Origin of the sequence: Binatus sp. (SeqCode), from assembly GCF_035272065.1 — a bacterium.
GTDB lineage: Bacteria > Desulfobacterota > Binatia > Binatales > Binataceae > Binatus.
Genome location: NZ_DATEQZ010000111.1, coordinates 1 through 12,242 on the forward strand (window position 1 = coordinate 1; position 12,242 = coordinate 12,242).

11 protein-coding genes are annotated in these 12,242 nt (G+C 60.3%); 10 read left to right on the top strand and 1 reads right to left on the bottom strand.

Features of this window, described 5'->3' with window-relative positions; all coding sequences use genetic code 11:
- The 10 genes from VJX68_RS17640 to VJX68_RS17685 all read left to right on the top strand — a co-directional run.
- Positions 1–188, top strand: a 188-nt coding sequence (locus tag VJX68_RS17640) for a hypothetical protein (protein ID WP_324097038.1), incomplete at its 5' end; no start/stop codon positions are given.
- A gap of 223 nt (positions 189–411) precedes the next feature.
- A complete protein-coding gene (locus VJX68_RS17645; protein ID WP_324097039.1) occupies positions 412–2,151 on the top strand; it encodes a flavin-containing monooxygenase in 1,740 nt (579 codons plus the stop codon).
- Between the two features lie 6 nt (positions 2,152–2,157).
- Complete coding sequence (locus VJX68_RS17650; protein WP_324097040.1) at positions 2,158–3,522, top strand: sigma-54-dependent transcriptional regulator; 1,365 nt, start codon at positions 2,158–2,160, stop codon at positions 3,520–3,522.
- 66 nt (positions 3,523–3,588) lie between these two features.
- A complete protein-coding gene (locus tag VJX68_RS17655) occupies positions 3,589–5,394 on the top strand; it encodes a sensor histidine kinase (protein ID WP_324097041.1) in 1,806 nt (601 codons plus the stop codon).
- A 430-nt stretch (positions 5,395–5,824) separates the two neighbouring features.
- On the top strand, positions 5,825–6,094 hold the full coding sequence (locus tag VJX68_RS17660; protein ID WP_324097042.1) for a hypothetical protein: 270 nt from the start codon (positions 5,825–5,827) through the stop codon (positions 6,092–6,094).
- Between the two features lie 157 nt (positions 6,095–6,251).
- The gene (locus tag VJX68_RS17665; protein ID WP_324097043.1) at positions 6,252–6,668 is read left to right on the top strand and encodes a BON domain-containing protein; all 417 of its coding nucleotides are present in this window, start codon (positions 6,252–6,254) and stop codon (positions 6,666–6,668) included.
- A gap of 208 nt (positions 6,669–6,876) precedes the next feature.
- Positions 6,877–7,170, top strand: a complete 294-nt coding sequence (locus VJX68_RS17670) for a BON domain-containing protein (RefSeq protein WP_324097044.1) — start codon at positions 6,877–6,879, stop codon at positions 7,168–7,170.
- Positions 7,171–7,297: 127 nt separating this feature from the next.
- Positions 7,298–7,486 (top strand): hypothetical protein, encoded by a 189-nt coding sequence (locus VJX68_RS17675; protein WP_324097045.1) that lies wholly within the window; start codon positions 7,298–7,300, stop codon positions 7,484–7,486.
- A gap of 243 nt (positions 7,487–7,729) precedes the next feature.
- On the top strand, positions 7,730–8,929 hold the full coding sequence (locus VJX68_RS17680) for an efflux RND transporter periplasmic adaptor subunit (RefSeq protein ID WP_324097046.1): 1,200 nt from the start codon (positions 7,730–7,732) through the stop codon (positions 8,927–8,929).
- An 8-nt stretch (positions 8,930–8,937) separates the two neighbouring features.
- Positions 8,938–11,079: an ABC transporter permease gene (locus VJX68_RS17685; RefSeq protein WP_324097047.1), complete on the top strand. Its 2,142-nt coding sequence runs from the start codon at positions 8,938–8,940 to the stop codon at positions 11,077–11,079.
- 193 nt (positions 11,080–11,272) lie between these two features.
- Here VJX68_RS17685 and VJX68_RS17690 read toward each other — a convergent pair whose 3' ends face one another.
- Entirely contained in the window at positions 11,273–12,223 is a 951-nt protein-coding gene (locus VJX68_RS17690) for an LLM class flavin-dependent oxidoreductase (protein WP_324097048.1), read from the bottom strand.
- Between the last annotated feature and the right edge of the window lie 19 nt (positions 12,224–12,242).

Here is a 12,242-nt window from a genome sequence, read left to right on the forward strand (position 1 = left end):
TGATCTGGCATAACGATGCGGCGTTTGGGTGCGCGGCCTGCTTTGGCGCGTCGGCGCCCGCGACCCTCCGCGCTTACTACATCAGCACTATTCTTCTGAGCACGATGCCTTTTGCGCTAATCGCCTGTTTTGTCTTTTTATTGCGGCGCTATCGGCTCGGCGGCGGTGCATCCTCTCGAAAACAATAGGAGTAAAATGTGACCGACGGCGCAAGCGGCGATAGCGTTCACGAGTACGAGGGATATTCTATTAGACTGAACTCCGCGACCGGGCGATGGGAAATTTTCTGGCGCGAGCGAAAGCAAACCGTCGATTTCGCCCGGGTAGCAGATGCCGAAGAATGGATCGACGATCAAATCCCGTCGCATCGATTCTAGGAATGATCGCGCTCCGCGCCATGAGGTTTGGACGATGCCTGTAAGAAATTCCGCAACACGCCGGATTGCAATCATTGGTTCCGGCTTCTCCGGCCTGTGCCTCGGTATCCAGCTTAAGCGGCTGGGGATCGATTCCTTTACGATATTCGAAAAATCCGACCGGCTCGGGGGCACCTGGCGCGACAACATCTATCCCGGGGCAGCCTGCGACGTGCCGTCGTTTTCGTATTGCTTCTCGTTCGAACAGAAGACCGACTGGTCGCGGAAGTGGGCGCCGCAGTCAGAAATCCTTGATTACATGGAGCATTGTGCGAAGAAGTACGACCTCTTCCGGCATATCCGCTTTGGCACAGAGATAGCCGGCGCGAGTTGGGACGAAGATGCATCAGTGTGGCGAATCCGCACCGCCAAGGGCGAAGAAGTCTTGGCTGAAGTGCTGGTCGCGGGCGTCGGCCAGTTGAACCGTCCGAACATGCCGAAGTTACACGGCGCCGAGAAGTTCAAGGGCGTGTCGTTTCATTCGGCGCGATGGCGTCACGATGTCGATCTGACGGGCAAGACCGCCGGCGTCGTCGGCAATGCGGCGAGTGCCATCCAGTTCATCCCACAGATCGCGCCCAAGGCCAGCAAAGTCTATATCTTCCAGCGCAGCGCGAACTGGATGGTGCCGAGAAACGACCTGGCGTACACCGACGAGCAAAAGCGCCGATTCGCGCGAAACCCCGTTCTGACTCGGCTCTACCGATGGATGATCTACTTCCAGCACGAGATGAACTGGCCGGTGTTTCGCCGAAGTTCGTTTCTGTCGCGGCGGATGACGGAGGCCGCCGAGACCTACATGCGCACGACGGTCAAAGACGCGAAGCTGCAGGAGGCGTTGATGCCCGACTATCCGATCGGCGGCAAACGCATCCTCATTTCTGACGACTACTACCAGGCTCTCAATCGCGAAAACGTCGAAGTCGTAACCAGCGGCATCGACCATCTCGATGAAAACGCCGTCGCCACCAAAGACGGTCGGAGCATTCCGGTCGATGTGCTGATCTATGCGACCGGGTTCGACTCCACCGCATTCCTGGCACCGATGGCGATTCGCGGACGCGGCGGGCATCTCCTGCAAGACGAATGGGCGGGCGGCGCGAAGGCCTATCTCGGCATCAGCGTGGCCGGCTTCCCCAATATGTTCCTGATGTACGGCCCGAATACAAATCTTGGGCACAACTCGATCATCTTCATGATCGAATGCCAGGCGAACTACATACTCAACTGCCTGAGAGGGCTGGACGAGAGCGGCGCTTCCACCATGGATCTGCGGCGCGAGGTGATGGACGAGTTCGACGCCAACCAGCAGAAGGAGCTGCAGCAGAGAGTTTGGGCATCCACCGGAAAGAGCTGGTACAAGAACGAAGCGGGGCGCATCACCAACAACTGGTCGGGCAGCACGATCCGCTATTGGTGGAAGACGTTGCGAGCGGATCCGAGTGTGTATCAGCTCTCGGCGCGCCGCGAGTCGGCAACCGCCGATCATTCCCCCGACCGGGGAGGTCGAACAGGCTCACCGGGCGGCCTAACCAGAAACGGCCGTCGTAATGTCGGAGGGGAAGAAATTTCATACGGTCGCGGTGATTTCGGTAAAAATTATAGACAATCAATCGTTCTCGTTCGGCCTTTTGAGCAAAAACTCCAAATAAGTCATAGTATTTTCGGCGAAACGCTGGCGTGCACGTTTGTTGCTCTAAATGGGCAAGACCAAACGTCACCGCCTATTTTCTGAAAATCTATGGCAAACGAAATTCGAGTTTTGATCGCCGAAGATGACGTCAACACGCACGATGAATGGCGCGAATCACTGAAGGCTTGGGGATTTCGCGGCGAGATCGCCGAGGACGGGGTACGCGCGCTGGAGCTTATCAGCAGCTTCGATCCCCACATCCTGATTTCGGATTTGAGGATGCCGCGCAAAAACGGGCTCGAGCTTTTACGCGATATCCGCGAGCTTGGGATTCACCTGCCGACCATCATGATATCGGGGCAGGGCGAAATACCCGACGCGGTCGAGGCGCTCAAGCTGAGCGCGCTCGACTACCTGCGCAAGCCGGTTGACCCGCCTCATCTGCAGCGGGTGCTGAAGAACATCGCCGACAACATCACGATCCGTGAGGAGAACTCGACGCTGCGCCGCCGCCTGGCCGACGTCGGAGAACTGGGGCCGCTGTTCGGCCGTTCGATTGCGATGCGCAAAGTGATCACCGCCATCGAGCGGTTGGCGCAGTCGTCGGCGTCGGTTGTGATTACCGGCGAGAGCGGCACCGGCAAGGAGCTGGTGGCGCGCACGATTCACGAGCTGTCACCGCGCCGCGATGCGCCTTATGTGCCGGTCAATTGCGCGGCGATTCCCGAGACGCTGATGGAGAGCGAGCTGTTCGGGCATGAGCGCGGCTCGTTTACCGGCGCCGACCGGCGCAAGGAAGGATGCTTCGAGGCGGCCAACGGCGGCACCTTGCTGCTCGACGAACTGACCGAGATGAAGCCAGAGCTACAACCCAAGCTGCTGCGCGTGATCGAGGAGCAGCGCCTGCGCCGAGTGGGCGGCACAGCCGAGATACCGCTGGACGTGCGGGTGCTGGCGGCGTCCAATCGCGACATCGAGCAGGCGGTGCGCGAGGGCAAGTTGCGCTCAGATCTCTATTACCGGCTCAATGTGTTCACGATCCAGTTACCGCCCCTGCGCGAGCGTATCGACGATCTGCCGCAGCTCACGCAAATGTTCATCAGCCACTACGCGGCGCAGAACAAGAAAGACGTGACCGGAATTGACGAAGAATGCATGAAGGCGCTGGCGGCGCATCCGTGGCCGGGCAACGTCCGCCAGTTGCGCAACGTGATCGAGCGCGCGCTGATAGTGTGCGAGGGCCGCACCATCCGCAAGCCCGACCTGCCCGACGATTTTCGCGCGGCGGGCGGCGCCGACGGCAGCTTCATCAAGATTCCGCTGGGCAGCTCACTCGAAAGCGTCGAGAAGGAAATGATCTATCGTACCATCGAGTTCACCGCCGGCAACAAAACCCGCGCCGCCGAAATCCTTGGGGTCAGCGCCAAAACTCTGTACAACAAGCTCGAGCGCTTCGGTTCCGACCGTTCGTAGGCTGAAACGGCCGGGCGGCAGCTTGGGCCGTAGCCAGCCGACAGACCGAAGGCGCGCGGTGAGACCATGCAACTGCGAGCAAGACTGGCCGCTATTGCTCTCGTGCTGATGCTCGTTCCGACCGTCGCGCTGAGCATCATCTCGCTCGACTCTCGAATCGGCACGATGATCGACAACATGTCGCGATCGACCGACCTCATGATCGCGCAGATCTTCGAACAGGTGCGTCTGGCTATCTCCGAAGACGGCGGCGACGTCCCAGCCGCACTTCGCGGCAGCGAACCGCTGCGCAAGCTGCTCGATTCGACAGTTGCTTTCGGTCCCGCGGTGGTGTCGGCGCAGATCGTCGCGATCGACGGCACGGTGATCGTGGCGGCCAACGGCGACGGCGAGGGTAAGCCAGCGCTCAATTTGCCGTCGGTCAGGGAACTGGACGAGCAGGCGTCGCGATGGTTGCTGTTCACATCGCTGCCAAGTCTTCTGACGGCGAAGGTTTATGAAGCGCGGCGCCGGATCGACATTAATGGTCGACCGGTTGCGACAATTTCCATCGGCGTGACCACGGCGTTGATCGCTGATCAGGCCCGTCATCTGCTCGCAGTGATTGTGGCCACCGCGGCGCTGGTCATCGCGGCCGCGATGCTCGCGGTATTGCTGATCGCCAATCGCATCCTCGAACAACTTGCCATCCTGACCCGCGGGTTCGAGCAACTTGCTGCCGGCAAGAGTCCTTCGGAGGTGCAGGTCTCGGGAGCAGGCGAGTTGAGCACGCTGGCCGAGAAGTTTAATGAACTGTCGCGACAAGTCAGGGCTGATCGGTCTCGACTGGACCGCGACCAGTCGCACCTGTTCGACGTTGTCCGCTCGATCCAGGACGCCGTCGTGCTGCTCGATGCCAATGGCGTCGTGCTGTTCGCGAACAAGGAAGCGCAGGAGCGGCTGGCGCCGAAAAACGGCCCGCTCGAAGGCGCGTCGCTCGCCTCGGCGCTCGATCCGGGACATCCCTTGCTGGCGTTGGTGCAATCGACATTGGCGGGCACCGAAGCGCATGATGTGCCGCTGGCGCTGCCGGCGGGCGGCACCTACCTGGTTTCGTTCCTGCGCCTCGGCCGTGAGCGGGTCCCGGCCGGAATGCTGATCGTGCTGAGAGACTTGACGCCCGTCATCGAACTGGAAACCGCGCTTGATTCGTCGAACCGGCTCGCACGCCTGGGGACGCTGATCTCCGGCCTGGCGCATCAACTGCGCAGCCCGCTGAACGGGATGAACATGAGGCTCGAGCTGCTGCGTCATGAAGCCGGCGACGCGGGCGCAAAACACATCGACAAGTTGCGCCACGAGGTTACGCGGCTCGACGAAGCGGTCGAGACGCTGCTGCGGTTCATGCGGCCCGAGCAATTGAAGCTGAGCGATTTCGACATCAACGAGCTGCTCAAGGAACTTGGCGCGCGAGTCAACAGCGAAAAGATCAAAGTCGAATATCAGCTCGATTCCGCGCTGCCTTCGGTTCAAGCCGATCGCGGGTCGATTTACGAGGCGCTCACCAACTTGATCACCAACGCCGAACAAGCGATGCCTGACGGGGGAGCGTTGACGATTGCCAGCAGGCTGCTAGGGTCGTCGGTTGAAGTTACGATCGCCGACCATGGTCCCGGAATCGACAAGGAGCAACTGGATCGGATCTTCGACTTGTATTACACAACCAAGTCCGGCGGGAGCGGGCTCGGCCTGCCCTTCGCGATGCGGGCGATAGAACTCAACGGCGGGAAGATAGCGATAGATTCGGAATTGGGCAAAGGTACGGTTTGCAAGGTCACGATTCCGATTGCAGCAAATGCGCCTGCCAAATCATCCGAATCCAGCGCTGCATAAGCGAGACAATCGGCGAATCGTCTGGCCGATTCTCGGCGCATTTTCGTTACCACTGATTTTTCTGACCGGATGCTCCGGCGGCGCGCCGAGCATGGCGCCAATAACAGGTTTCTTCAGCAGTCTGTCGCCCTTCGAATCTCCGACGCCGAAGGCTACTCCGACCCCAACTCCAACTCCGGCTCCCGCGGCAACTCCGGAAGCGGAGGAAATCAAAGCACATCCGGGGAAGAAACCTGCCAAGCAAGCGCATACGGTTTCGCGTCCGCCCAGCAATGCAACGGCTCCGATCGGAGGTGAGGGCAGGGGCGCCGTGGTAAGCCTGGAACCCAATCCCGGTGGGGTGTCCAGCACTCCCGCGACTCCGCCGGCGCCGGCATCAGCGGCAACTGCCGCCTCCGTCGCAGGAACTCCGACGCTGAGTTCCTCGGCGATGGAATCATCCGGTACGGGCGACGCCAGTCCTGCCAAGGCGGCGAAGCTGATCCAGGACATCGATAAAATCGAAAGACGGGTAGATCGCCAGAATTTGAGCGCCGACGATTCTCAACGCGATATTCTCGCGCAGAAATTGTTGCTCGAAGCCAAGGAGTCTCTTAGCGAGCGTGACAGTGTCGCTGCAATTAGTCTCGCAACCAAAGCCTCAACCCTGCTTGCGCCCCTGCCGAAGCTCGTCGACTCAGCCATTCCCTCCGCACCTTAGAGTGCAAGGGTGCCGGTTCCCGCGCACCCGGAATCGTGAAGAAATTACTTCCGCGATTCGAAGAAAAGCCTTGCCGGACAAGGACTTCTGTGCGTGGCCCTGTACTTGCTGAGTTAGTTGCTGTTACGGCATCGAATCTCCCAGAGGAAAGAGGATTATGAAAGTCAAATACTCACTCAAACCAGTCGTCCCGGCGATTCTGTTGGGTATGGTCTTGTCGATTCCAGCTTTCGCCCAGGATCAGCCCGCAATCCAGTCGATGCATCAGGCCGGCGAGAAGATAGAGCAGGCTGGCTCCGACACGGCAGCCGCCGCAAAGGACGCGTATCACGGAACCGAGCGCGCGGTTAAAGACACGGCCATCACCGCCAAGGTCAAGACCGCGTTGGCGCGGGACAAGAATGTCAGCTCGTCCGGAATACACGTCGACACAGTCGCTGGCGTCGTCACTCTGAAGGGCAGCGTGCCCTCGCCCGAGATGGCGCAGCAAGCCGCGCAACTCGCCGAACAGACAGAGGGCGTCAAGAGCGTGAACAACCAGCTCTTGGTGATCACCTCGGCGAACGCCGACTAAAGCCCTACAACTCTGCTGCTTGAGAGTCGTCGTTGATTCGCGCCAAAGCCGCGAGTCTGACGGCGGCTCAGCATTGCACGCAAGCCCGCCGGCCGGCATCGGCCTGCGCGCTTGCGATATGGCGATTGTTCCTTTTCTTCCTGAACAACCAAGCCTTGAGTAGGCAATCTGACTCGAGTGGGCAATCTGAAATGAAGGAGGAAGGTAAATGAAACGCGAACTAAAGATGGCACTATCGGCGACCGTTGTCGCTGCCGTTGCAATCGTTGGCCCGGCTCTTGGCCTGAATCATTCGGCGGCGAGGCAGTCTCTGCTTGCCGCCTACGGCTCGCGCCCAATCAGGCGAAGCGTGATCAAGGTGCATACGGATCGCGGCGTAATTACTCTGCCCGGCTCCGCCGACTCATGGGACGACGTAGAACACGCGGTGTTCCTGGCTGACAGCATCGCCGACATGCAGGTAGTCAACAACGAAGTCCCCTGGCGGATCTCGACTGAGTAACAACTCAATCCGTCGCGAGAAGACGAGGATCCGAGTGCGTACCAGCTCTCGGCGCGTCGCGAGTCCTCAACCGCCGAGTATTCCGCGGCCGCAGACGCCGGCCCCCGCTCATCGCGCAGCCTGGCGAGTGGACCGCAAGAGTTTGACCGCGGACGATTCTCAACGCGATATTCTCGCGCAGAAATTATTGCTGGAAGCCGAGGAGGCGCTTGCGGAGCGCGACAGCGTCGCCGCGATGAGCCTCGCAACCAAAGCCTCAACCCTGCTGGCGCCGTTCCTAAAACTCGCGGATTCAAGTGTCCCCTCCGCACCTTAGCGGTCCGCGGTAACCGCTGTTTCGGTTTCAACCTCGCTTTTGTTCAATTTGCGCCGGATGATCTAGATAGTCGCCGCAATCTGACTAGTCGGCTGCGCTTTTCGATTTGTGGCTCGAAAACGCCCAGTGGATACGTTCGAGCGGTGGTGCCGTTCGCTACACTTGGAGGGGATTTCAATCGCAAATTGCCAAATTTCGTTCTGGCACAACGGATGCTTTGTCCTACAGATGCTTATGAATTTAGTGGCTGCAAAACGTTTCTGGCCAATCGCCGTCGCGGTCCTTGCCGTGGCGGCTATATCGTTCTACTGGCTTACACGCCGGACGGACCAGCCGCGATACACCACTGCCACGGTTGACCGCGGCTCTATCGTTCGCTCGGTCACCGCCACCGGCACTGTCAATCCTGTAATCACGGTGCAGCTCGGCACCTACGATTCAGGGCCGATTATCGCGATCTACGCCGACTTCAACACTCCGGTTAAGGCGGGACAACTCATCGCCAAGATCGACCCGCGTCCCTTCCAGGTCAAGGTGGACCAGGCTGCGGCTGCGCTTGCGAACGCAAAGGCGCAACTCATCAAGGAGCAAGCCGACATGGTCTACAAGAAGCTCACGCTGAACCGTGACAGCCAGCTAGTCGAAGCGAACGTAATATCGCAAGACGCGCTGGACAGCGCGCGCAGCGCCTACGACCAGGACGTCGCTCAGACTTCGCTCGATCGCGCCAACATCCAGCAGCAGCAGGCCAATCTGGAGGAGGCGCAGGTCAATCTGAACTATACGAATATTATCTCGCCCGTCGACGGGACCGTTGTCTCGCGCAACGTCGATGTCGGACAGACGGTCGCTGCAAGCTTTCAGACGCCGACGCTGTTTCTGATCGCGAAGGACCTGACGCAGATGCAGGTGGACACCAACGTCAGTGAGTCCGATATCGGCAACCTGCGCACCGGCCAGCCAGCCGATTTCAGCGTTGACGCGTTTCCGGATCGGGTGTTCGAGGGCACGGTTGGCCAGGTACGCAAAGCGCCGGTAACGGTGCAGAATGTGGTCACCTACGACGTCGTGGTCAACGTACCCAACCCGGAATTTTTGCTGGCGCCCGGGATGACCGCGAACGTGACGATAATCACCGCGCGACGCGACAATGTCCTGCGGATTCCGGTCCAGGCGCTGCGGTTCACACCGGGCAAAGACATACTCGGGAATACGACTCTGAGCATCGCCGAAAAGTCTGTGCGGCAGAAGCGAGTATGGCTCGCGGATAGCGGGATACTCAAACCTGTCTTCATCGTTCCCGGCCTCGACGACGGCAGCTACACCGAAGTTTTAAGCGGAGATCTGAAGTTGGGCGATATAGTCGTCACCAACAAGGTGCGGACAACTGATGCCGAAAGCGGCCCCGCTTCTTCCACCTCGCTTCACCTTTCGCTGAGGTGAGGGACCGTATGGCGCCGGTTATCGAGATCGTAAATCTGTACAAGGTCTTCCGAATGGGCGAGATCGAGGTGCAGGCGCTGTGCGGCGTCAACCTAAGCGTCGAGCGCGGTGAGTTCGTCGCGATCATGGGCGCGTCCGGGTCAGGCAAATCGACCTTGATGAATATCCTGGGATGCCTCGACCGGCCGACGAGCGGCCGCTACATGCTGGAGAACATCGACACCGCCTCGCTCAAGGAAGAAGAGCTGGCCGCGATCCGCAGCCGCCGAATCGGCTTCATTTTTCAGACTTTCAATTTGCTGGCGCGCACAACCGCGTTGGAGAATGTCGAGTTGCCGCTCTTTTATTCCGAGTGGAACAAGGAGGGCGAGGAACGCGCCAGGGAGTTGCTCGTGAAGGTCGGGCTCCAGGGACGGGAACAGAACAACCCGAATCAACTTTCCGGCGGGCAGCAACAGCGCGTCGCAATCGCCCGCGCGCTGGTCAACGATCCCGCGATTCTGCTGGCCGATGAACCCACCGGAAATCTCGATTCGAAGAACTCCGCCGAGATCATGGAGATCATCACCCGCCTCAACCGCGAGCACGGCATTACCGTGCTGGTGGTGACCCACGATTCGGACGTTGCCGCCTATACCGATCGCATTGTGACCTTCCGCGACGGTGCGATTCTCTCCGACGTTCGCACTCGCAAAGCGCCGTCGCCCCCAAGCGGCGCCGATAGAGATGCGGCTACAAGCACAGCGGCGCGACCGCGGAGTCAGAGAACCTGGAGATTCGGTGGGATGGCGCTGAATGCGGCCGCGCGTGCGCTCAGGCGCAACAAGACTCGGGCGGCGCTCACGATGCTCGGTATTTTCATCGGCGTTGCGGCGGTGATTGCGATGGTGGCGGTGGGCGACGGTGCACGCTATTCGGTGCAGCAGCAGATCCAGAGTCTCGGCACCAACTTGGTGGTGGTGTTGCCGGGCGCGACCACCTCCAATGGTGTGCGTATCGGTACTGGGAGCACTTCCACTCTGACCGTGGCGGACGCCGATGCGATTCAGAAAGAAGTGGATACGGTTTCCGCCGTGAGTTACACGGACCGGCAGATCGCGCAGGTCGTCCACTCGAGCCAGAATTGGAGCACCACCGTGGGCGGCGTCACACCGGCCTACTTCGCTATTCGTGACTGGCCTGTCGCAGAGGGGCGCACCTTCACGGACGAGGAGCAGCGCAGCGCCGCGCCCGTGTGCCTGCTCGGCAAGACGGTCGCCAATAATCTCTACGGCGAGGACGAAGATCCGGTAGGTACGACCGTTCGCGTCAAGAATTTTCCCCTGCGCGTGATCGGCGTGCTTGCAGTCAAAGGCCAATCCAACTACGGCCAGGACCAGGACGACGTTGTGCTCATGCCGTTCAATACCGCCGAGCGAAAGGTGCTTGGCACGTCACAGGTGAGCGCTGCCGCGCTGTCGAGCACAACGGGATCGACCAATCCGGTGCTGAATCCGTATATGAGCGTTCCAACGACCGGTGCCTCCAGCCCGGTGTACGCCTCAGACACCCTGATAATGAGTCCGTTCGGAAGCCCGGCCAAAATCTCGGGCGTCGTGAATATGGTGTTTGTCCAGGCGCGCGATGCCGAAGATGTCGCCGCGGCGCAAAACGAGGTCCAGCAACTGCTCCATCGCCGGCATCACGTCGGGCCCGGACAGGACGATGACTTTACGGTGCGGAGTCTCAACGAAATCGCGCAGGCCTCCGAGAGTTCCAGCCGGATCATGACGCTGCTGCTGGCGGCAGTCGCGTCGATTTCATTGCTGGTCGGTGGCATCGGGATCATGAACATCATGTTGGTTTCGGTGACCGAGCGTACGCGCGAGATCGGGATTCGGATGGCGCTCGGGGCGCGTCGCCGGCAGATTCTGCTGCAATTTTTGGTGGAGTCGGCCTTGCTCAGCATCATGGGTGGGCTGGCCGGAGCGGTGCTCGGAATAGTCGCTTCGAAGGTGCTTTCGGCGCTGGCGCAATGGCCGACGCTGATTTCACCGACAGCTGTGATAGGCGGATTCGGCTTCGCGGCGGCTGTCGGTGTGTTCTTCGGCTGGTATCCCGCACGCAAAGCCTCGATGCTCGATCCGATTGACGCACTCCGCTACGAATGACCGCCAGTGTCGAGCACCATCCGCACCTCAGCGTGCTCACGTAAGCGCTGTTTCTCGCAATTCAATCATGTGCCGCCGCGGAACATGTGGTGTTCGTCGCCGACAGCATCGCCGATATGCAGATAGTCAATAGCGAAATGCCGTGGCGGACACCGATTGAGTAATCCACCGGCTGGTACGAATCGGAATTCATTCACCGCCGCAGCAGCGGGATCACTTCTTTGGCGAATTGCTCGTGCTGTGCGTCGCGCTCGGCCGGCGCCGAAATGACGTCCAGGTTGACGTCGCGGATTCCCGCTTTGACGAACTCTTCGATTCGCGCAGCGACGTCGGCGGGTCTTCCCACGGCGGCGTAGCGCTTGGCGGGTTCGCGGAAATCCATCGCGTAGCAGCGCTTGCTTAGATGCGTTGCCGCGACGTCGAGCGCAGCTTCGTAGCTCGGCCCGAGCCTCATGAACAAATGCAGCGCCGTACCGAAGTGCTCGAACCTGCGCCCTGCCTTTTCCGCCTCGCGCGCGATGAACTCGAGTCTTTCGCCAACCCGTTTAGGCGTGACTACGTACGGCATCCATCCGTCGCCCAGCCGCGCCGCACGCGTGAGCGCGGCTTCGGCGCGTCCCCCGACCCATACGGGCGGTCCGCCGGGAGTGCGCGGTTTCGGCAACATCGTAATTTTTCCGAAGCTGAAATATTTGCCGTGGTACTCGACCGGCTCGCCGGTCCACAGCCGCTTCATTATTTCAATCGCTTCGTTCGCGCGTCCGCCGCGTTGTTTGAGCGGCACGCCGCAGGCCTGGTACTCGGGCGGAAATTCACCGCCGACCCCGACGCCGAAAATGAAGTGTCCCGCACCCATCAGCCTATCCACCGTGGCGACCATCTTCGCAACCGTCGTGGGATGACGCAGCGGCAGCAGGTAGATGCTGGTGCCGAAAATCAGCTTCGGGTTCAGCGCAGACAGGTAGGTCAACTGGGTCAGCGGATCGTCGATCGGTCCTGTAAACGCGACGTGATCTCCCGTCCAGATGCTGTCGTAACCCCAATCCGACAGCGAGCTGACGGTCTTGAGCGCGTGCTCGCGATCGGCAGCCGTCGCCATTGCGCCGAACCTGATTCTGGAATTCAGCGGCAGCATGTCGCTCATGTCGGCACCTCGATGCGCA